Source organism: Gilliamella sp. N-G2, from assembly GCF_002142215.1.
GTDB lineage: Bacteria > Pseudomonadota > Gammaproteobacteria > Enterobacterales > Orbaceae > Gilliamella.
In genome coordinates this window covers 177,765-199,805 of sequence record NZ_NAST01000002.1, presented here as the reverse complement: position 1 = coordinate 199,805, position 22,041 = coordinate 177,765, and the positions used below count along the sequence as shown (strand labels likewise).

Below are 22,041 nucleotides of genomic sequence, written 5' to 3'. Positions count from 1 at the left end.
AGATAAAAGAAGTCCCGAACTTAAGACAAAAAAAAACCTAAAGCGTAGATTTATAATCTATGCTTTAGGTTTTGCCCGTTATACTGCTACGGTAGCAATCCAATGCTTATTAAATAAGCTTATTTACTATAACCAATAAATTTGATCATTTAACAAATAAATCTCTGGAATGTGACACGTGTCACATTAGTATTTTACGCCAGCCAAAGTTCATTGTTTTTTATAACATTTTTAAAAAAAATTTAATGTAATCGATTACAAGAATTGGTAAAACTCTTTTGTAGTAAACGATTATTTATGCTTAGCAAGTAAAATCATAATATTAATTAACAATTGTTAAACTACGAACTATTGAAAAGAGAATCTAATAATTTGATTATTGCTGAAATGGTCAACAGACAAAATAAAGATTATTTATCCGTATTTCCATCAAATAATTTATCGAGTTTCTCTATAAACTGTTGCTTTGGTAGATGATAAAAGATCCCTTGTTTAGGAAGTCCCCGTAAAAATAAATAATAAACACCACCAAAATGCGTTTCATATCGATAATCAGCTAAACGGCTGCGTAAAAATCGATGCAGGGCTAAGCAATAAATTTGATACTGCAGCTCATAACGATGCTCACACATAACTTGATTTAATGCTGACTCGGTATAAGCCTCTACCCCATCACCTAACCAATTTGATTTATAATCTACAATATAATATTTACCCTGGTACTCAAAGACTAAATCGATAAATCCTTTTAACATGCCTTGTACAGTTTCAAAATCTAAAGGAGGACATTGTTTGGATAAATCATCATACTCTTTACATAAACTATCTAATTGCTTACTGGTCACAGCACTGCGAATGGGAAAATAAAATTGTAATTCATTAATACATTGGCTATTTAAAACATCGGCTAATAACGGCCCATCTTGATCTTGTCTTTTATTTAGTTTCGTTGCTAAAACCTGTTGTAACCAATCACTTAGCACTGTTAACCAATGCGGTGGTAAACTCAATTTTTTAATCGTACTAGCGCACAAATCCTCGACATTAGTTGACGTTAAATTTTCCATAATGGAATGCAACAATGTACCAACATAAGCACCTTTTGGAAAATGATGGATATCATATTGCGTTTCAAGTGATAAAGAATCTTCAGACGGTGCACTATTCTCACGCCAATCACTAATCATAGCTGAATTAATACCCACTACATTATGGTGTTTTTGTAATTCGGTATAACTAGTCACTCGCCAACTATTAGATAATTTACGTTTAAACACATTAGCGGTAAGTGAAAGATTGGCGGCTACTGCCATATTATACTGATCACCTAAAATCGGTAATTGCAGTTCAACTAAATCAGCAAATTTAGCAATTGAACGTAAGTTACCTTTTAATAAATAATCAATCGCAGACTGACTGTTTTTTAATGATGCTAAACCAACGCTACAATGAAAGATTGAACGGGTCATAGCGACATAAAGTAAACGCAAATCTTCTGCTAAACGTTCATCTTCAATCTGTTGTTTGATTTCATCGGTTAATAGCCAAGCATAGGTAGGTTGATAATCATTATTTTTATCATGATAAAACTGACTATCAGCATTACGAAATTGCGCAGCAAAAGGTAACCAAACAATAGGAAACTCTAAACCTTTCGATTTATGAATCGTAATAATTTTTACTAAATTTTCATCACTTTCTAAGCGTTGCTCATGATTTTCTAAATTAGAGTCAGGACTGACAATTTGTCTTGATAACCAACGAACTAAAGCATGTGGACTATCTAGCTCATCCGCCGCTTCTTGCAGTAGTTCGCCTAAATGCATCAAATTGGTTAACGTCCGCTCACCATTTGGGGTTGCTAAGATATTTTCTGCCAACTGGCGTTTTTTCATCATCCGTCGCAACATGACTAACACACCGTAATATTGCCAGATAATCTGATACTGTTTGAACTCTTCTATCAAGCCTTCCCATTTATCCTGATCATCAGTAATTTGCTCTAAATCGCTCATGGTTTGCCCTAGTAGGCTCGTCATTAACGCTAAACGCAAAGCTGATTCATTTTCAGGCATAAGTACAGCTTGTAATAAACAGAGCACCTCTTGTGCTTCTTTAGCTAAAAATACACTATTACGATTAGATAAATAGACGCTTTTAACGCCAACCGCGGCCAATTTTTGTTGGATAATTTCAGCTTCATGCCCGGTACGAACCAAAATCGCAATATCAGCAGTAGTAATTGGTCGCTGACCATCTTTATCTTGGATTAAAATTGTCGGATCGGTCAACCAAGTCACAATCTGCTTAGCACAACAGTTAGCAATATGCTCTTGATAATCTGTTTTTGTGCTAATCTCATCAGGCAATAAATAGGCCGCTAACGCATTAACTTCTTGTTGATTAACCACTACCCCTTTGTACTGATTACGCTCTGCGCTTTCCATTGGTAAAAAAGGAATATTTTCAAAAACAAAAGGATTTTCATGGTGATTAAATAACGCATTAACCGCATTTACCATTGACGCCGAGGAGCGATGGTTAACCTGCATAGTAAAGTTATTTTCACCGGTTGATAACTTCGCCTTTAGATAAGTAAAAATATCTGCACCACGGAAACTATAAATCGCTTGCTTAGGGTCACCTATGAACAGTAATCCGGTCTCTTTGGGATAATGTCGATAAATACGATCGAAGATCTTATATTGCACCGGGTCGGTATCTTGAAACTCATCGATCAATGCCACGCAATATTTTTGTGCAATACTTTGCGCTAATCTTTTACCATTCGTGGCACGTAAAGCGCGATTTAACTGGCTTAACAAATCATCAAAACTCATTTCGCCACGTTTAATCTTCTGCACATAAATCCGTTTTTGAATGATGCTAACCACATCCATTAAAATTTCGCTACGCAAATCTATAGCGCTATTGCATAACGCATCGATCTGCTGAAACACAGCATGAACAGGTGGCTTTTTATCTTGCTTGGTTTTTTCGATTAAAATTGATTGACTAAATTTAGTTAACTCACTAGGTAATTTAAACGATCGCGTTGGCAACTGAGCCCAAGCCGTAACTTTAGCCAACCAAATTGGTAAATACCGACTACTATAAGATTGTTTATTAATACCAGATTGTGCAATGATGTCTGGAAGATCGCTAGCAACATCTAACCACCGTTTTTTAACCAGATCGATCTGCTCAATATGTTTTTGATGGAAGTGCCGGATTTTTTCAGTGATATCAACACGCTCTTCTGGTTTCTCATCAAATTCGAAATTTAGATAAGGTTTGATATCAGCTAATAATGTTTCTGGATCTTGCCAATAATCGAGAATCAAATAGACTAGCGCTTTATCAAGCGGAACAAAATAATGACGCCAAAAATCTTGGACAACCTGTAACTTGAGCTCTTGCTCATCGGTAATTAACGTTTGCTCAAACAGCACACCAGATTCAAAAGCATGACTCGTTAAAATACGCTGACAAAAACCATGAATCGTATAAATCGCCGCATCATCCATTGATTGTTGCGCTTGGGTTAATCTTTGAATGGCATCATTGCTATCCTCAACTAAGTCGATTAGCTGTTGATAAATTGGATCATCATGGTGACCTTGCAACAGTCCTAAACGCAGCTCTTGAATATTTTGTCTTATCCGCGATCGCAGTTCTTGGGTTGCGGCTTTGGTGAAAGTCACAACTAAAATTTGATTAACATCAAGAGGTTTAGGGTAGTTATTTTCACCAATTCCAAGTAACAACCGCAGATAAATAAAGGCGAGCGAATAGGTTTTACCAGTCCCAGCTGACGCTTCAATAAGCGTTCGACCTGTTAACGGTAAATCAAAAAGATTAAGTTTTTTTATTCCACTATATGAAACCATTCTAGCTTTCCTGCCGCATTGGGTGGTAACTCAACACAAGCAATAGCAGCTGTAGGGAACATTGGAGGTGAAACCTCTGGACACAACTCATTAACTAAATAACCCACTAAAGGAAGATGTGAAACAATAATCACATTTTCAATACCGCGAGCGGGAAGTGTCATTAATAAATCGGCAATATGGGAAGGACTGCCACCTGGCACCAAAAAATTATCAGTTTCAACTTTAGGCACAAGGCAGTATGCAGATAATTCAGATAAAGTCTGCTGTGCCCTTAAATAAGGACTTACTAACCCTAAATCAAATTTATAATCTTGCTGATTGAGCCATAAACCAGCTTGACTTGCTTGTTTTCTGCCAAAATCAGTCAATGATCGACTAGCATCTGATGAAGCAGAAAAACCTGCCTCACCATGTCTTATAATACAAACTTTCATGAAATAAAATTAACGTAATTTTAATTGGAAAATCATGCATTCAGCACCGCAACAAAAAGTGAATTTAGCCATTAATTTAAAACCATTTTCAACTTTATCGATGCTACTATTGATTTCGCAAGGTTCCGTTTCAACATCCTTTGCTGCTTGAGTCAATGATGCTAATTTTTCTTTTGCTTCTGATTCAGTTGCAAAAACATTTTCATATTCTGCACTACAATCTTCATTGTCAATAATAGTGCCAACATCCACACAACAACAAGCAGGGGTTTCGTTAGCTTTACATTTGTTTAAAGAATCTGTCATCCTGTACCTCTCTATTTTACCTATTGAACTGCTATTAGTATACTCTCAATCACCACTAAGGGCAAAATGTTAAAAAGCTTTACCACAACGCAAATTTTTGGCGTATATTAAAAACTTTAATTTTAGATTTATATATTAATTAGACAATATCATGCAACAATATAATCACGTTCGAAAAATGGCGATTTTAGTTGCCGCAACGTTCTTTATGGAGAACTTCGACGCGACGGTGATCACCACCGCCATTCCGGCAATGGCAGAATCATTTCTTACAAGCCCTCAAGATTTATCCATCGGAATTAGTGCTTATATGTTAGCACTTACCATTGGTTTACCCGCAAGTGGTTGGATCGCCAATAGTTTCACCGCTTATCGAGTCTTCTCAATTTCAATTATATTATTTATGTTAGCGTCGATATTGTGTGCCTTATCGACCAATTTAACCATGTTTACTATCGCAAGATTAATTCAAGGTTTAGGCGGATCATTGATGGTTCCCGTAGGCAGAACGGTAGTTTTAAGTCGAACAGAAAAACAGCATCTGGTTAGTACAATTTCAATTCTAGTGTGGCCAGGTTTAATTGCGCCATTAATGGGGCCGCTTATTGGTGGATTCTGCGCACAATATCTCAGTTGGCATTGGATATTCATTCTCAATATTCCTTTAGGTTTTATTGCCCTATTTTTTGCTTATCGACTGTTACCCAAAGAGCTACCAGAAAAGCAATTATTTGATAGTATTGGATTTATCGCTTGCGGTTTAGGACTATTAATGTTCGTTTATGGACTAGAAATGGTCTCGCACTCAAATCACAGCCTATGGTTAGGTCTGGCTGTTTCTTTTGCAGGAATTCTCGTATTAATTTTTGCTTATTATCATCTCACCCATACTAAGCATCCACTAATAAGCTTATACGCGTTTTCTAAACGTACTTTTAGAATGAGCTTCTTGGGTGGTTCATTAATACGAATTGGTTTAAATAGTGCACCATTTATCTTACCACTTATGTTTCAAGTTGGTTTTGGTTGGTCCCCTATAACCGCGGGTTCGCTACTGCTTTCACTATTCGCCGGCAATATCCTACTCAAAACGGTTAATACGTCATTAATTCACAAGTTTGGCTTTCGCAATATACTCATTGTCAATGGTCTATTGTTATCATTGAGTTTCGTCTTATGTGCGCTCTTCACGCCAGACACATCAATCATCTGGATTATATTAGTGCTATTTTTTGCCGGTGGCGCGCGTTCAATTCAATTTACTACTATTACCACCCTCAGTTTTGCAGAAATAGATAAAACGGAAATACAAAGCGCCAATATTTTATCAACCATTTTTCAACAACTAAATAACGTACTAGGTATTGTATTAAGTGCTTTATTTTTATTTATTGCCTCCAGTTATCATGGTCATAAACAATTAATGGTTGCAGACTTTCGCTTAGCACTATTTATGGTGGCTGGAATGACTTTATTGGCGATGATTGACTTTATCACTTTGCCGAAAAATGCAGGAAACAATCTAAATAAAAAATAATAAAAAAACCTCTGTTTTATAACAGAGGTTTGAAAAGTCAAAACTTAAAAGTATTAAAACTTAGGTGCGGCTGGGCGACCACGTTTTTTCGCAAAACCTTTATCATCAGATTCAGGCTGACTACTTTTACGTCCGCGCTTAGCTTCAGATGATTTACCTGCGACTAGGCTCATTTTCATCGGTTTATTAAGTACTCTAACACGCTCAAAATGCTTAAGGATATCTTTAGGCATACCTTTTGGTAATTCTACGGTTGAATAAGTCTCATAAAGTTTGATATTACCAATATAGCGACTACTAATATCAGCTTCATTGGCAATTGCACCGACAATATGGCGCACTTCAACACCGTTTTCTTTACCAATTTCGATACGATACATATCCATCTCACCAACATCTCGACGTTCGCGACGTTTTGGTGATTCACGATTATCACCACGTAAGCGACGCTCACCATTACGACCATCACGATCACGATATTCTCTTGCCGGTTTAAAGACTGGATCAGGTGGAAGAATTAACGGACGATCACGCTGTGCTAAACGTAGCAACGCTGTGGCAATCGTTTCAAGATCTGTGCCACTCTCAGCCTGAATTTGTTCGAGTAATGTTTGATATTGTTCTAAATCGGTACTCTCAAGTTGTTGCTGAACTTGCTGAGTAAATTTAGCTAAACGACGTTTTTCAAGCAACTCTTTAGAAGGTAATGCCACTTCTGGAATTGGTTTCTTGATAGTTTGCTCAATATTTTTAAGCAAACGACGTTCACGGCTATCAACAAATAAAATAGCACGTCCTGCTCGACCAGCACGACCAGTTCGCCCAATACGGTGAACATAAGATTCTGAATCTAGCGTAATATCATAATTAATCACTAAACTGATACGTTCAACATCTAAACCGCGCGCTGCCACATCTGTTGCAATCAAAATATCTAAGCGACCATTACGTAAACGATCAAGTGTTTGCTCACGAAGCTGTTGCGTCATATCACCATTTAAGGCTGCGCAACTATAACCATGTTTTTCTAACACTTCAGCGACTTCTAAGGTAGCGGTTTTGGTGCGCACAAAAATAATTGCCGCATCAAAGTCTTCTGCTTCAAGGAAACGTACAATCGCTTCATTCTTACGCATGCCGCGAACGAGCCAATAACTCTGATCGATATCTGGTGCAGTTTGCTTAGTCCCTTTGATTTGCACTTCTTTTGGATTATGCATAAAACGTTTAGTAATTCGACGAATTGGCGCCGGCATCGTCGCTGAAAATAGCGCAGTTTGATGCTCTTCAGGAATTGTCGCCATAATGCTTTCAACATCATCAATAAAGCCCATTCGTAGCATCTCATCGGCTTCATCTAAAACTAACCCTTTGAGATTAGAAAGATCTAACGTTTTACGATTTAAATGATCTAATAAACGACCAGGCGTTCCTACCACGATTTGTGGACCTTGTTTTAATGCACGCAATTGCACATCATAACGTTGACCACCATAAAGCGCTAATACTTTTACCCCTTTCACATATTTAGAATACTCAGCACACGCATCAGCAACTTGAATAGCTAGTTCACGTGTTGGCGCTAATACTAATAATTGTGGTGCTTTTAAATTAACATCAATATTCATTAAAAAAGGGATTGAAAAAGCGGCAGTTTTGCCACTACCGGTTTGCGCCATACCCAGCACATCATTACCCTCTAAAAGTAAAGGAATACATTCGGCTTGGATTGGTGATGGTTTAGTAAAACCAAGATCATTTAATGCGTTAAGGATTTCCTCAGATAAACCAAGGTCAATAAAAGATATTTCTTTTGTCATGTAAACTCGCTTGTAAATTTAACTATATATGCTCAATATTTGGTTAGCAACCTCAGTTGATCGCTATTAAGTAAAATAATTCATGAGGATTACTGCAGGTATCACAAATTATTACGGTACCAAAATAAAACAGCCTATATACATTTATGCCAGCTCACTAAATTGAAAATTTACAACTCACCCCAATAACTAACTGCCAATACTTACTCAATTAGATAACTTTAATGCAATTAATATTTAAACAATACAATTGATAAAAAGTATGCAAAGAATCGAGAATATTTTACGGGCAAATCAGAACTACGCTATAACAATATTTTCACTTTTAAACTGGCATGACCCTCGTTACTTTTCGTCAAGTAACTTAATTTCGTAGAGTGCCTGTTGATGTTCAACAAAGTTATAAATATTATTAGCTAAAGCATATTTAAATAACATTTTGGCACGCTCATTATTACCTTTACTTTGGTAATATTTACCTAAATAAAAGTAAGCTTCACAAAGGCGCTCAGCTAATTGCCGATCATTTTCTACACCTTGTTGAAGGTTTTGCATTAATTTGGATTCATTCATTTTACCCAAATAAAATGCAATAATATCACTGCTATAACTCGATTTGTCGTTAAGTTTATCATAACGATTTTGTAATTGAGTTAGTGCAGCTTGTTTATCTATTTCTTTTTCAATCAAATAAAGCCACAGAATTCGAATTGGTTCATTGACATCATATTGGTAAAATTTTTGTGCATCAAGCTGTGCTGCTTGATAATGTCCTGTACGATATAATGCTATCGCACGATTTAAATAGGCATAAGCATAAGATGGATCTAGCTCTAAAGTAGTATTAAACGCCATGATCGCATTATCAAAATCACCATCTCTTAGCGCATATGTACCAAGAAAATTATAAACATCTGGGATCTCTGGGTTAAAGCTTAAAAGGTGATTAAAATCACTTTGTGCAAATGCTTTAAAACCTAATGAATCGTAAACAATTCCTCGTTCGAAAATCAGTTGCATTCTAGAAACAGTATCAAGATCTCGTCTTGATAATCGTTGACTAATTTCAGCAATTTTCAATTCATCATCATACGAAACTTGCTCAGGAACAGCAAGTAAAGGTAAAGAATTAGAACAACCTGACAAAATAATGACTGCAAACATACAGCACAGCATTCTCAGGTTGTATAATCTCATAGTAGGCTCCTAATTAATTTTATTTTATTCAGTTACTGGTGTAACTTGAGAGTCTAACTCAACTGCATCTTTCATACTTAAACGAATTCGCCCCTGACGATCAATTTCTAACACTTTAACATTCACTTCTTGACCTACTTTCAAGTAGTCTGCAACTTTTTCCACTCGATGATCAGCGATTTGAGAAACGTGAACAAGTCCCTCTTTTCCGCCAATAATAGAAACAAATGCCCCAAAATCAACAATACGCGTTACTTTACCGGTATAGATTTTACCAATTTCCACATCAGCAACTAAGTTGTTGATACGTGCAATTGCATCTTGCGCTTTATTACCATCAGATGCCGCAATTTTCACTGTACCATCATCAGTAATTTCAATGGTAGTTCCGGTTTCTTCAGTTAATGCACGAATAGTTGCACCACCTTTACCGATGATATCGCGGATTTTATCTGGATTAACATTCATCGTATATATACGAGGTGCAAATTCAGATATCTCTTGACGAGGTTTATTAATCGCTTGTTCCATTACCCCTAAAATATGCAAACGAGCGCCTTTAGCTTGGTTTAAGGCAACTTGCATAATTTCTTTGGTGATACCTTCAATTTTGATATCCATTTGTAGTGCACTTACACCTTCACGGGTACCAGCTACTTTAAAGTCCATATCACCAAGATGGTCTTCATCACCTAAAATATCAGATAATACTACAAAGTTATCACCTTCTTTAACAAGGCCCATTGCAATACCGGCAACAGAAGACTTAATTGGTACACCAGCATCCATTAATGCTAATGATGCGCCACAAACTGAAGCCATTGAAGAAGAACCATTAGATTCAGTAATTTCAGAAACTACACGTACAGTATATGGAAATTCTTCTTTGCTTGGCATTACCGCAGCAACACCACGTTTAGCTAAACGACCATGACCAATTTCACGACGTTTTGGTGAACCAACCATACCTGTTTCACCAACTGAATATGGAGGGAAGTTATAATGTAAAAGGAAACGTTCGGTATATTCACCAGTTAACTCATCAATGATCTGCGCATCACGTTCAGTACCTAAAGTAGCGGTAACTAATGCTTGCGTTTCACCACGAGTAAATAATGCGCTACCATGAGTTCTAGGTAATACATTGGTACGAATATCCAGAGCACGAATCATATCTTTTTCACGACCATCGATACGTGGCTCACCAGCAATAACACGTTGACGAACGATTTGGCTTTCTAAATCAACAATAATGTTGATAACTTCGTTTTCGTCAAGCTCTTCATCTTTTTCTTTAAGTGCTGCTAACACTTCTTCTTTAATTAAATCAATTTGCGCATAACGAGCTTGTTTTTCAGTAATACGATAAGCTTCACCTAAACGATCTTTAGCTAACTCAGAAACCGCATTAAATAGCTCTTCATTTTTAGCGGGTGCAACCCAATCCCATTTTTCACAATTCGCTTTAGCAACAAATTCATTGATATTATCAATTACAACTTGTTGTTGATCATGCCCAAATACCACTGCCGCTAACATTTGGTCTTCAGTTAACAGATCAGCTTCTGATTCAACCATTAATACCGCACTTTTGGTACCGGCAACAACCAAATCTAAACGGCTTGATGCTAATTCTTTTACTGATGGATTTAACACAAATTCATCATTGATAAAACCTACACGAGCAGCACCAATTGGGCCATGGAAAGGCACGCCAGATAAACAAAGTGCAGCTGATGCACCAATCATAGCAACTAAATCAGGGCTCACTTCAGGATTTACTGATACCACTGTTGCAATGATTTGAATTTCATTAACAAAACCTTCAGGAAATAATGGACGAAGTGGACGGTCGATTAAACGGGCAATTAATGTTTCGCCTTCACTTGGGCGACCTTCACGTTTGAAAAAGCCACCAGGAATACGACCTGCAGCATAAGTACGTTCTTGATAGTTAACGGTTAAAGGGAAAAAGTCTTGTCCTTCTTTAACTTTTTTATTAGCAACTACAGTGACAAATACCGCAGTATCGTCCATGTTAACCATAACTGCAGCAGTTGCTTGACGCGCCATAATACCAGTTTCTAAAGTAACAGTATGGCGACCATATTGGAATTTTTGATATGTCGGATTAAACAAAATAATGTCCTCTTGTAATAAATCACGTTGAAGTTTGATATTTCGACAGGAAGCAGCATGACGCTGGAACATATTGATACACACTTCAACTATGTGTGGGATACTAAACAAAAGATTATTTCACTGTCACGACTAATGACAAATCTATAAATTATAGAGCTCTCATTAGTCGCGCGAAACATGAGATACAATCTTTTATTTTATTAATTTCTATCTTCAAAGCATTTATTTAGCTTTTCGGACTCTGCATTATATCAAAGCCTTGAATTTTCACAACGAAAAAAGAGGCCTAAGCCTCTTTTCAAGTAGATAAATAATTAGCGACGTAAACCTAGTCTTTGAATTAATTGGCTATAACGTTCAAAGTCTTTACGACGTAAATAATCTAATAATTTACGACGGCTAGACACCATGCGTAATAAACCACGGCGGCTATGGTGATCTTTTTTATGCTCAGAAAAATGACCTTGTAAGCCATTAATGCGTGCAGTTAAAAGAGCAACTTGAACTTCAGTTGAACCAGTGTCGTTAGTACCACGACCATATTCAGCAACGATTTTCGCTTTAGCTTCTACAGTTAGAGACATAATAAACCTCTTAAATAAATATAAAAAATGGAATGACCGATCTCTAATTCAGACATCCCTCGGCATTCATATAATAAATATATGAATCGTGCGCAATTATACTGGAATTTACTGAAATAGCAATTTGATTTATTAATCGCAAACGTTTATTTGAGCTTAAAACCATACTCTTCTTGAATAAGCTTTTTCAACGCTTCAATATAATTTTGTGCCGATAAACTTAGCTGTGCTTTTTGTGATGTTATCCAGCCAATTAATATCTTTTCTTCGACATCTAAAGGGATAGATAGAATGTCTGACCCATTTAAATCAGTACTGAGCACACCGGTACTAATTGTATAGCCATTTAATCCATGCAATAAATTAAATAAAGTTGCCCTATCACTGACATGAATACTTTTTTTATGATACACAGTACTTAAAATCTCTTCGGAAAAATAAAAAGAGTTATATTCGCCTTGTTCAAATGAAAGATAAGGAAAATCCTCTAAATCATCTAATGTTAAAGACTTCATGGCCGCCAAAGGATGATGGGTACTGATAAATACATGTGGATCAGCCTCAAATAGTGGATTAAAAGTTAAACGATGTTCTTTAAGCAAACGTAAAATAACTTTTTGGTTAAAATCAGTTAGATACAAAATACCTACTTCACTACGTAAATTAGCCACATCAGTTATAATATCGTAAGTACGAGTTTCACGTAGGGTAAACTCATATTCATCAGTATGATTCTTTTTGATTAAATTAACAAAAGCGTTTACCGCAAATGCATAATGTTGGGTAGATATGCTACACAGTTGTTTGGAGGGTACTTTTTTAGCATAGTGCTGTTCTAGCAACTGAGCTTGATCTAAAACCTGTTTTGCATAACCTAAAAATTCAACTCCATCAGTCGATAATGAAACTCCTTTAGATGTCCGTACAAAAATTTCAATACCAAATTCAGCTTCCAACTCCTTGACTGCGGTTGATAAACTTGGTTGAGTAATATACAAATTTTTAGCAGCCTCATTGATTGAGCCTGAACGGGCAATTTCTAAAATGTAACGTAACTGTTGAAGCTTCATAATATCGCTAGTAATCAAAACCAATATTAATTCAGAATATGAACTACTATAAACATTGTCTGGGAGATTGTACAGCAAAAGGCAATTAACCGTTTTTACGCTACCTATATATTGTAAAATTTTTATTTTATAAGATGTTGGGCTTTAAAAAGTAAGCTCCTCAAAATTTTTCAGGCTTATACAGCCTTGAAGATTTGATCGGGTATTAAGTCCGAGTGCTAGAGTTTCTAAACGGCTTATACAGCCTTGAAGCAATAGCTACAAATGAACGCCCTTTTTTTATCTTTCTAAACGGCCTATACGGCGTTAAACTAGAAACCGATATAATATAATCATTGTTCAGATAAAGGTAAATAACAATTTTGACGTAAAAACCCTTTTTCTGCGGTTAATTTCAACTATTTGATTTTTATGAAATTAATTTTTAAGTAAAAAAAAGGGTTTTTTATTGATTTAAAATATAGACTTTGGGAAATGCAAAAAAACCCGTTCCTCAAAAATTTTGAGGAACGGTTTTTTTATAGTTAATTAAAAATGTTTTTTTTATTCTTTAAAAGAAGTTTTCATAGATTAGTTTAACACTCATAATGGTTGAAACGGTGATTAACATTGGTCTTATTAATTTTCGTCCTTTAGCTATAACCATTTTTGCCCCTAATCTTGCGCCGATAAATTGGCCAACTAACATAACTAAACCAATTGACCATACCACTTCTCCACCAGCAATAAAGAAGATTAATCCTGCTAGATTAGAGGTAAAGTTAAGTACTTTGGTATGGGCGGTTGCTTTAGTTAAATTAAATCCAGCCAGAGTAATATATGCGAGCGCATAGAATGATCCGGCACCGGGGCCAAAAAATCCATCATAAAAACCGATAACCAGCGCAGGAATCAAAGCAAACTGTAAAACCGAAAGCCGACTATTACGATCACTATCTCCGATTGTTGGTGATAGTAGAAAATAAAGTCCGACGCTGATGGTTAATATTGGTAATAATAATTTTAAGAAATCCGCTTGTATATGCATGACTGATAATGTGCCAAGAGCGGAACCAATGAATGCACAAACAATCGCCCATTTTTGCTGTTTTAAATCAACCATACGTTGGCGAATAAAATAGAAACTAGCAGAAAAAGAACCGCCACAACTTTGTAATTTATTAGTAGCTAACGCACTCGCTGGTGGTAATCCTACAGCTAGTAGTGCCGGTACCGTTAATAGTCCACCGCCACCAGCAATTGAATCAATAAAGCCTGCTAACGTCGCAATTAAAAAAAGTAAAGCCAGTAATTCGTAACTCATGATTATTTTACATCACTACATTGAGCCCGATAGCGAAGATAATGATCCATTAATACGATAGCGACCATTGCTTCAGCAATAGGTACTGCTCGGATACCGACACAAGGATCATGTCTGCCATGGGTTGAAACTTCGACACTTTCACCATTAATATTAATTGATTGTCCGGCAATTTCAATACTTGGGGTTGGTTTTAATGCTATGCTGCTAATAATAGTTTGTCCCGAACTAATTCCCCCCAAAATACCACCAGCATGATTTGATAAAAATCCTTGCGGGGTTATTTCGTCACGATTTTCACTGCCACGTTTATTAACTACAGCAAAACCATCACCAATTTCAACCCCTTTTACTGCATTAATGCTCATTAATGCATGGGCAAGATCAGCATCTAATTTATCAAAGACTGGCTCACCTAAACCTACCGGAACATTTTCAGCAACAATACAGACTTTAGCGCCAACTGAATCGCCCTCTTTTTTGAGTTGTCTTAATAGTTGATCAAGAGCCTCTAGTTTACTTTCATCTGGACAGAAAAAAGGATTTTGATCAACTTGTTGCCAATCATTTAATTGGCACTGGATATCACCCATTTGTGCCAAATAACCACGAATGGTAATACCTAACTTTTCATGTAAATATTTTTTAGCAATAGCACCTGCCGCAACACGCATGGCTGTTTCGCGTGCCGATGAGCGACCACCACCGCGATAATCCCGAATACCATATTTTTTTTGGTAGGTATAATCGGCGTGACTCGGTCTAAAAATATCTTTTATTTTGCTGTAATCTTGTGAACGTTGGTCGGTGTTTTCAATTAATAATCCGATACTGGTACCGGTAGTCACACCTTCAAATACGCCTGAGAGGATTTTTACTTGATCAGCTTCTCGACGTTGCGTAGTGTAACGAGATGAACCAGGACGACGGCGATCAAGATCGTGTTGCATATCGGATTCGGTTAAATTCATTCCTGGTGGCACACCATCAACAATACAACCTAGTGCAGTACCATGTGATTCACCAAAGGTAGTGACTTTAAATAATTTACCAATCGAATTTCCTGCCATAGTTCTTATTCCAATTTTTTTATTTTATAGTTAATTTATTTAAAATAGTGCTGATAAGTCTTCAAGTCAGCTTGCGTAATTGCAAATACGCCAAATCCACCATGCTCAAAACTGATCCAGTTAAAGGGTACATCTGGATATTGTTCTTGTAAAGACACCCAGCTATTACCAACTTCGCAGACTAATACACCATCAGGTGTTAAATAATCACAAGCATCGTGTAGAATTCTTTTTGCTAAGTCTAATCCATCAAATCCCGCTTCGAGTGCTAGTTTTGGTTCATATAAAAATTCGTCGGGTAGATCATTCATATCTTCATCATCGACATATGGAGGATTAGTCACAATTAGGTCGTATTTTTTGTTCTCTAATTGATTAAATAGATCGGATAAAATTGGCGTAACTTGATATTGCATATCATGCAGTTCAATATTAGTTTGGGCGACATCTAATGCTTCTAATGAAATATCGGTAATATCAACTTGAGCATCAGGAAATGCATAAGCACAAGCAATACCAATACACCCACTACCAGTACAGAGATCTAAAATATTTTTTGGTTCACTACTGATTATATCTTTAAACTGATTATTGATCAGTTCACCAATAGGAGAACGTGGGATTAAGACTCGTTCATCAACGTAAAAACTATGACCACAAAACCAGGCTTGATTAGTTAGATAAGGTGTAGGTAAGCGATCATTAATACGTTTGTTAATGATCTCATTTAATTGTTGTTTTTCATCATTAGTCAGATTTGCAACATAAAACTCAGGAGGAATAAATAGTGATAAGCCTAGGGTAGCTAAGATAAGTTGTTTAGCTTCATCGATAGGATTATCCGTGCCATGGCCTAAAAAGATATCCGATTGACTAAGTTGTGAAGTGGTCCAGCGTATATAATCCTGAACAGTGCGTAAGTTTTCCATAGTAACTCCGAAAGATCGTGGAGAGGAAGAGATTAATCGTCACGTCAGGTCATTAAAGCTGAGGTAAATGCCAAGACCATATTAATAGATTCTATTGGCAATGCTAAAGAATCTAATGGCTCTTTCCTTCGATGACTAAATAAATATTTATGGCGGTGAGGAAGGGATTCGAACCCTTGATACGTTGCCGTATACACACTTTCCAGGCGTGCTCCTTCAACCACTCGGACACCTCACCTTAATTTAGCCCTGCTTTTTGAAAGCAGGGTGCATACTATAATTATCAGCAAATAATTAATCAAGTGTTAATTCATACAAACGATAGCGCCAAACGTTACAAATACACATACAGTTAAGGCTGTTCCAATTAAAGCATATTTTAAGTTAGTACACATAGTCTTTACTCCTTACTATTATTTTTAACTATTCAATTGGGTTATCTAAAGAAAGAAAACTTGTTTTAACTTTACCAGTTTTGATAGTTGGATAAATAGGTATTAAATCAAATAAAATTTCAACAGACTCATCCAAAAACGCATCAGGTAGTTTATAATCTTTAGGTAAATCTTTCAATTTATTGATAGATTTTAAACCTTTTCTATTTAGTCGTTCATTAATTCTTTTTAAATCTAAATCTTCATTAGCTTTCTGTTCGGCTTCTCGTTCATTTTTATTTAAAGAGATAATATATTGATCATCTTTTTTATCATTTAATCGTTTAATATCCTCTTCAATATAATTAAATTCAGGATTATTAGCTATACGAGCTTGATGCTGTGCCTCTAAAGTAGATATCAACGGTTTAATGTTAGCAATAGTCAAATAATCAGCAGAAGGTATTTTATCCCAAGGCATGGCATTATCAAGAAAACGCTCTCCTGTTTCATCGACATATTGATTTTTGGTCATTACGATATCTGGTGTTACACCTTTTAGTTGTGTGCTTCCACCATTAATGCGATAAAATTTTTGTACCGTGTATTGTGCACCACCAAGTTCTGGCCATTTAGGATGCAAACGTGCATCAACAGGATATGAAATATTTCGAGAGGTTTGTACTGTTCCTTTACCATAGGTAGTTTCGCCAACAATAACAGCACGACCATAATCTTGCATAGCTGCTGAAAAAATTTCAGATGCTGAGGCACTGTATCGATTGATCATCACAACAATTGGACCAGTATATTCAATACCCTTATTTTTATCATCATAAATTGTTATTTTTTGTAAATTATCACGTACTTGAACAACAGGACCACTATCTATAAATAGTCCCGTTAACTCAATTACCTCAGCTAATGAACCTCCACCATTATCACGTAAATCAATAATGATTCCTTGCAATTCCTCGCTATTTGCTTCAATAAGCAAAGATTCAACTTTTTTAGTTAATCCAATGTAAAAACTTGGTATTTCAATAATACCAATTTTACCACGGCTATTATTAATAACTTTTAATTTTGCTTCACGGTCTTCAAAATGAATTTTATCACGGATAAGTTCAATAACTTTAGGTTTACTATTATTGTCAGCAGGTAAAATTTCTAATTTTACTGCAGTATTTTTGGGTCCTCGTATTTTGTCAACAATATCATCTAAACGCCAACCGATGACATCTTCAATTGGTGAATTACTTTGCCCTACGCCGATGATTTTGTCACCAACTGATAATAATTTACTTTTTTCAGCAGGACCACCAGTGACAAAAGACATAATCACAGTATAATCATCTTGTTGACTAAGTGTAGCTCCAATTCCTTCAAAAGATAAACTCATTTCTGAATCAAAATCACGTTTTTTGCGTGGTGCTAAATAACTAGTATGAGGATCGATTTCTCTTGCAAACGCATTCATAAATACTTGGAAACAATCTTCGTTATTAGATTGTATGATGGTTTTTAAGACGCGGTTATAACGTTTGGTTAATGTTTCACGAATTTCATTTTCGTTTTTTCCGGTTAACGCTAAATTTAGTTCATCATATTTAACACGTTTATCCCAATAATCATCAAGCTCTTGTTCAGATGTCGGCCATGCCATATCTTCACGTTTAAAATTTATTTGCTCTTTAGTATTAAAGTCCATGGGATGTTGTAGAACTTTAAGTGCATATTGATAACGATTATAGCGTTTTTGTAAAAATAGGTTATAAATATCGTATGCTGTTTTTAAATCGCCATCTGTGAGTTCTTGCCCTAATTGTTCTTGGCGATTACGAAATTTATTTACATCATCTTGAAGGAAAATGGTTTTGTTAGCATCTAATAATTTGAAATAACGATCAAAAATTTTGGCAGAAAAAGCCCCATCTAACGAAAAATCACGATAATGTGACTGTGTAAAAAAGTTTGTGACACGTTTTGCAACCGCTTGATGTACTTCGTCTTGCTTTAAAATTGGAATCTGTTCAGTTGCCGAAGTTTTAGCATGAGCTGTAGTACTAACAATACATAAAACCAGACCGAATTTAATAAAACTCTTCAGTAGCTTCTTCATATAAATTCTCTATTTATTGATAATATGTTCAGGTTTGACCGTTAATTCCATTCCTGCCCCTACTTTAACTTTGATATGTTCTTTTTCAATTGCGGTAATTTGCCCTTTTATTGGTTTTTTCCCGATATTAACTTTAACAAAATCACCAATTTTCAATGATCGAGGTTTTCGAGATGTTTTTGAAACCAATTTTCTTTTTTGCTTCGATCGTTCTTTAGCTTGTTCTTTACTTTCTTTTAATTGCTGTTGCGCATGTTCCATTTGTTCTTTGGTAATCACTTCAGTTGAGTTACCATCTAAATCGATTCGATGTGCACCTTCTTTTATACTATATAAATAGCGCCAACCCATGGTATAAGTTCTAAGTGCAACTCTAAGCTTAGTTTTACTCAATAATTTACCATTTTCTAAACGAGAAAGAATATCTTGAAAAATACCTATTTTTAAAGGTTTTGCTTCTCCATCAATTGTAAAACAATTTGGGAATTGTTGAGCTAAATAAATAATAATTTCTTTACTATTTGTTAATTGAAACTGATTTTCCATTGATTATTCCATAGTAACTAAAATTTTCCGACGACAAAGTATATCTCAGCTTGTACAATAACACTAATTATCTTTTTTTTGTTTACTAATAAAAGTAATAAAATCTTTAATACCGTTACGCATTAACCAAGAGCTTACAACTAACTGTTCTTCAGTAGATAACTGCTCAAATGCGGTCATCCAAAGTTGTAGTGGATCAATAGGTGAAACAATATAAGTTGCACTTTCTTCCTCGAGAAATAAAGCTTTTTTAACATCTATTGATAAACTACTTATATGATATTCAAGTGCTTTACCTCGAACACCTGAACGCTTTCGAGAAGTCCACTTTTCAGTTCTTGCTTTACGGTTTATACCTTGAGTTGTTGAAGGCATCCCTGCAATGCTTAATAGTTCTTTTGGTGTGAACCACTCTTTCATTTTAATTATCCTATTTTAAAGAAACAAGAAAAAATTATAGAAATTAAAGAAATTTTGCTACAATAATAAGAAACCAATAATTGTTCATCTTTACTTTATTGTAAAAATAATAAACTTACTAGTTTTAATAACAAGAAAGCATAACATATATATTTGAGGTAATAAACTTAGAAGGAAGAAAAAATGGAAATAAAATCTAATGACTGGCATAAAGCAGATATAATAGCTGCATTAAAAAAGAAAGGTACTAACCTTGCAGAATTGTCTCGCAATTCAGGCTTAAGCTCATCAACATTGAGCAATGCACTTGTGAGACCGTGGACCAAAGGGGAAACTATTATAGCTAAGGCACTTAATTTGAAACCTTCGCAAATTTGGCCAAGTCGTTATATTAATTCCATGACAAAACAACCAATTAAACGTGTTTTAAGAAAAAAAAGAGACGATACCGTATAAAAGAAAATAGAGAGATATAAAAACTCTCTTCATTTTAAAAACAATTGGAAACATAAAGAAACATTATGTGTTTCCATATGTTCATTTTACCCTTTTATTATTAATTGCAGTGATTAATAATTATTGTTGAAATCTATGATTCCATCAATTAGTAAAGCTATGCTATGATTAGCTAACTTTTATTATAGATCATAAATTAATAGGCAATAATCCATGAAAAATCTCAGTGAAATTTTGATCGTTATGTTTTCAATTTTGGCATTATCAGCATGTTCACAAAAAAATTATTTTGAACAAGGTACTCCACTTAATCACCAGAAAGTAGCCAAAATAGTTGAGGGTTCAACCACTGAAGTTCAACTTTTAAATACTTTTGGTGAACCAACAACTAAAACAACTATTAATAATAATGAAACTAAATGGACTTATAAATATATGAAAAAGAGTTCAACTAGTCATGCTTTGTTGGGAGAAACACAATATGATATTATTGAAGGCACATTAGAAGTAATCGTTAATCAAGGAGTTGTAACTTGGTTTAATTATGATGAAAATAATAAGCAGAAGAAATGGTAATTATCAGTTGAATTTTAAGTACATTGGTTAATTCTGCTTTCTTGATTATTTTTTGTGGCTAAACTTAGTTAAACACTGATTTTAATTTTATAATTTATAATTTTTTATCTAGATTCCTCATATATACCCTATTCTGTTCTAGACAAAAATAACGATTAGGTTATACTCTTCGCCGAAATTAACCAGACAATCGCTGCTTTGTTGTAGTCCTTTGCAAAAGGGAGACAAACAGAGGGGAGGAAAGTCCGGGCTCCATAGGGCAGAGTGCCAGGTAACGCCTGGGGGATTTTGGCGAGAGCTAGAATTCACGACTAGTGCAACAGAGAGTATACCGCCGATGGCTTAGTAATAAGATCAGGTAAGGGTGAAAGGGTGCGGTAAGAGCGCACCGCGCAACTGGTAACAGTTGTGGCACGGTAAACTCCACTCGGAGCAAGGTCAAATAGGGATTCATTGGCGCGGCCCGCGTTGAATCCGGGTAGACTGCTTGAGCTAATGCGTGAGTATTAGCCTAGAGGAATGATTGTCCACGACAGAACCCGGCTTATCGGTTAATTTCGCTCTTTTACTTTTCTGTTGTATCTTGTTTCACTTGCTTTTTATTATTCAACCAACGTTTAATTGCTAGCCAAATTGTGAAGAGCAAACCTAATAGCAATAAAATTACCGGTATTAACATAAGTAACGACATGATTTGCTTTTCATAGGTTTTAAAAATCGGCGATAAGCCGAATAGATAACCTAATGTAACAATTAAGAAAATCCATAATGTCGCACTAATCCAGTTATAGATATGAAACTTGCGACTATGTAAACCCGATAATCCCGCCATCATCGGTAATAAAGTACGTACAAATGCAATAAATCGTCCGATAAATAAGGCTTGTAATCCGTATTTATGAAATAAAACTTCTGATTTACGATGATATTTTTCGGGCAAATGTGCCATCCAATTTTGCACAATTTTGGTATTGCCAAGCCAGCGTCCCTGCGCATAACCAAGCCATGTACCAAATGCGGCACCCGCAATTAGAATTAAGTTTATTAAACCAAAATGAAAAACATTTTGACTAATTAATACACCAGTTAGAAACAATAAACTATCACCCGGTAAAAAGGCTGCTGGTAACACACCATTTTCTAATAAAATGATAACAAAAAGCATGCCATATAATATCCATAACACATTTGGATTTGAGAGTGTTGCAAGATCCATATGAACAAATGCTTGATAGAGTGTAATGATTGTATCCATTTAGCTT

18 protein-coding genes, 1 tRNA gene and 1 other RNA gene are annotated in these 22,041 nt (G+C 35.5%); 4 read left to right on the top strand and 16 right to left on the bottom strand.

The window, feature by feature from the left end; translation table 11 throughout:
• Positions 1-410: 410 nt before the first annotated feature.
• The 3 genes from recB to B6C99_RS01980 are packed head-to-tail and all read right to left on the bottom strand — an operon-like array spanning position 411 to position 4,633.
• Entirely contained in the window at positions 411-3,890 is a 3,480-nt protein-coding gene (gene recB, locus B6C99_RS01990; protein ID WP_086358298.1) for an exodeoxyribonuclease V subunit beta, read from the bottom strand.
• Entirely contained in the window at positions 3,869-4,327 is a 459-nt protein-coding gene (sixA, locus tag B6C99_RS01985; RefSeq protein ID WP_086358297.1) for a phosphohistidine phosphatase SixA, read from the bottom strand. The genes recB and sixA overlap by 22 nt, the downstream gene beginning before the upstream one ends.
• Positions 4,328-4,336: 9 nt before the next feature.
• Positions 4,337-4,633 (bottom strand): YfcZ/YiiS family protein, encoded by a 297-nt coding sequence (locus B6C99_RS01980; RefSeq protein WP_086358296.1) that lies wholly within the window; start codon positions 4,631-4,633, stop codon positions 4,337-4,339.
• Between the two features lie 151 nt (positions 4,634-4,784).
• Between B6C99_RS01980 and B6C99_RS01975 the strand changes: the two genes are divergently transcribed.
• On the top strand, positions 4,785-6,170 hold the full coding sequence (locus B6C99_RS01975) for an MFS transporter (RefSeq protein ID WP_086358295.1): 1,386 nt from the start codon (positions 4,785-4,787) through the stop codon (positions 6,168-6,170).
• A gap of 53 nt (positions 6,171-6,223) precedes the next feature.
• Here the strand turns inward: B6C99_RS01975 and B6C99_RS01970 are convergent, their stop codons facing one another.
• The 12 genes from B6C99_RS01970 to B6C99_RS01915 all read right to left on the bottom strand — a co-directional run bounded on the left by B6C99_RS01970 (position 6,224) and on the right by B6C99_RS01915 (position 19,747).
• Complete coding sequence (locus B6C99_RS01970) at positions 6,224-7,990, bottom strand: DEAD/DEAH family ATP-dependent RNA helicase (RefSeq protein WP_086358294.1); 1,767 nt, start codon at positions 7,988-7,990, stop codon at positions 6,224-6,226.
• 345 nt (positions 7,991-8,335) lie between these two features.
• Entirely contained in the window at positions 8,336-9,187 is an 852-nt protein-coding gene (gene nlpI, locus B6C99_RS01965) for a lipoprotein NlpI (RefSeq protein WP_086358293.1), read from the bottom strand.
• Positions 9,188-9,211: 24 nt separating this feature from the next.
• Entirely contained in the window at positions 9,212-11,326 is a 2,115-nt protein-coding gene (pnp, locus tag B6C99_RS01960) for a polyribonucleotide nucleotidyltransferase (protein WP_086358309.1), read from the bottom strand.
• Positions 11,327-11,643: 317 nt separating this feature from the next.
• Positions 11,644-11,913, bottom strand: a complete 270-nt coding sequence (gene rpsO, locus B6C99_RS01955; RefSeq protein WP_086358292.1) for a 30S ribosomal protein S15 — start codon at positions 11,911-11,913, stop codon at positions 11,644-11,646.
• A 146-nt stretch (positions 11,914-12,059) separates the two neighbouring features.
• Positions 12,060-12,983 carry a LysR family transcriptional regulator gene (locus B6C99_RS01950; protein ID WP_065578586.1) on the bottom strand — a complete coding sequence of 308 codons (924 nt, stop codon included), beginning with the start codon at positions 12,981-12,983 and terminating at the stop codon, positions 12,060-12,062.
• 550 nt (positions 12,984-13,533) lie between these two features.
• The gene (locus B6C99_RS01945; protein WP_086358291.1) at positions 13,534-14,286 is read right to left on the bottom strand and encodes a TSUP family transporter; all 753 of its coding nucleotides are present in this window, start codon (positions 14,284-14,286) and stop codon (positions 13,534-13,536) included.
• 2 nt (positions 14,287-14,288) lie between these two features.
• A complete protein-coding gene (gene aroC / locus B6C99_RS01940; RefSeq protein WP_086358290.1) occupies positions 14,289-15,356 on the bottom strand; it encodes a chorismate synthase in 1,068 nt (355 codons plus the stop codon).
• 35 nt (positions 15,357-15,391) lie between these two features.
• Entirely contained in the window at positions 15,392-16,285 is an 894-nt protein-coding gene (gene prmB / locus B6C99_RS01935; protein WP_086358289.1) for a 50S ribosomal protein L3 N(5)-glutamine methyltransferase, read from the bottom strand.
• Between the two features lie 150 nt (positions 16,286-16,435).
• A tRNA-Ser gene (locus B6C99_RS01930) sits at positions 16,436-16,523 on the bottom strand.
• 185 nt (positions 16,524-16,708) lie between these two features.
• A complete protein-coding gene (gene prc, locus B6C99_RS01925; protein ID WP_086358288.1) occupies positions 16,709-18,781 on the bottom strand; it encodes a carboxy terminal-processing peptidase in 2,073 nt (690 codons plus the stop codon).
• 9 nt (positions 18,782-18,790) lie between these two features.
• The gene (gene proQ / locus B6C99_RS01920) at positions 18,791-19,327 is read right to left on the bottom strand and encodes an RNA chaperone ProQ (protein ID WP_086358287.1); all 537 of its coding nucleotides are present in this window, start codon (positions 19,325-19,327) and stop codon (positions 18,791-18,793) included.
• 63 nt (positions 19,328-19,390) lie between these two features.
• Entirely contained in the window at positions 19,391-19,747 is a 357-nt protein-coding gene (locus B6C99_RS01915; RefSeq protein WP_086358286.1) for a DNA-binding protein, read from the bottom strand.
• 183 nt (positions 19,748-19,930) lie between these two features.
• On the opposite strand from B6C99_RS01915, the gene B6C99_RS01910 reads away from it, so the two are divergent.
• The 3 genes from B6C99_RS01910 to rnpB all read left to right on the top strand — a co-directional run bounded on the left by B6C99_RS01910 (position 19,931) and on the right by rnpB (position 21,342).
• Positions 19,931-20,203, top strand: a complete 273-nt coding sequence (locus B6C99_RS01910; RefSeq protein WP_086358285.1) for a helix-turn-helix transcriptional regulator — start codon at positions 19,931-19,933, stop codon at positions 20,201-20,203.
• 213 nt (positions 20,204-20,416) lie between these two features.
• On the top strand, positions 20,417-20,779 hold the full coding sequence (bamE, locus tag B6C99_RS01905; protein WP_086358284.1) for an outer membrane protein assembly factor BamE: 363 nt from the start codon (positions 20,417-20,419) through the stop codon (positions 20,777-20,779).
• Positions 20,780-20,953: 174 nt separating this feature from the next.
• Positions 20,954-21,342, top strand: an RNA gene (gene rnpB / locus B6C99_RS01900) — RNase P RNA component class A.
• A gap of 2 nt (positions 21,343-21,344) precedes the next feature.
• Here the strand turns inward: rnpB and B6C99_RS01895 are convergent.
• Entirely contained in the window at positions 21,345-22,034 is a 690-nt protein-coding gene (locus B6C99_RS01895) for a DedA family protein (RefSeq protein ID WP_086358283.1), read from the bottom strand.
• Positions 22,035-22,041 lie beyond the last annotated feature (7 nt).

Coding starts and splice junctions, on each gene's coding strand:
- sixA (WP_086358297.1), bottom strand. CDS start 4,327: ATGAAAGTTTGTATTATAAGACATGGTGAGGCAGGTTTTTCTGCTTCA.
- B6C99_RS01910 (WP_086358285.1), top strand. CDS start 19,931: ATGGAAATAAAATCTAATGACTGGCATAAAGCAGATATAATAGCTGCA.
- bamE (WP_086358284.1), top strand. CDS start 20,417: ATGAAAAATCTCAGTGAAATTTTGATCGTTATGTTTTCAATTTTGGCA.
- aroC (WP_086358290.1), bottom strand. CDS start 15,356: ATGGCAGGAAATTCGATTGGTAAATTATTTAAAGTCACTACCTTTGGT.
- B6C99_RS01915 (WP_086358286.1), bottom strand. CDS start 19,747: ATGAAAGAGTGGTTCACACCAAAAGAACTATTAAGCATTGCAGGGATG.
- recB (WP_086358298.1), bottom strand. CDS start 3,890: ATGGTTTCATATAGTGGAATAAAAAAACTTAATCTTTTTGATTTACCG.
- prc (WP_086358288.1), bottom strand. CDS start 18,781: ATGAAGAAGCTACTGAAGAGTTTTATTAAATTCGGTCTGGTTTTATGT.
- B6C99_RS01895 (WP_086358283.1), bottom strand. CDS start 22,034: ATGGATACAATCATTACACTCTATCAAGCATTTGTTCATATGGATCTT.
- B6C99_RS01970 (WP_086358294.1), bottom strand. CDS start 7,990: ATGACAAAAGAAATATCTTTTATTGACCTTGGTTTATCTGAGGAAATC.
- nlpI (WP_086358293.1), bottom strand. CDS start 9,187: ATGAGATTATACAACCTGAGAATGCTGTGCTGTATGTTTGCAGTCATT.
- prmB (WP_086358289.1), bottom strand. CDS start 16,285: ATGGAAAACTTACGCACTGTTCAGGATTATATACGCTGGACCACTTCA.
- proQ (WP_086358287.1), bottom strand. CDS start 19,327: ATGGAAAATCAGTTTCAATTAACAAATAGTAAAGAAATTATTATTTAT.
- B6C99_RS01950 (WP_065578586.1), bottom strand. CDS start 12,983: ATGAAGCTTCAACAGTTACGTTACATTTTAGAAATTGCCCGTTCAGGC.
- B6C99_RS01945 (WP_086358291.1), bottom strand. CDS start 14,286: ATGAGTTACGAATTACTGGCTTTACTTTTTTTAATTGCGACGTTAGCA.
- B6C99_RS01980 (WP_086358296.1), bottom strand. CDS start 4,633: ATGACAGATTCTTTAAACAAATGTAAAGCTAACGAAACCCCTGCTTGT.
- B6C99_RS01975 (WP_086358295.1), top strand. CDS start 4,785: ATGCAACAATATAATCACGTTCGAAAAATGGCGATTTTAGTTGCCGCA.
- rpsO (WP_086358292.1), bottom strand. CDS start 11,913: ATGTCTCTAACTGTAGAAGCTAAAGCGAAAATCGTTGCTGAATATGGT.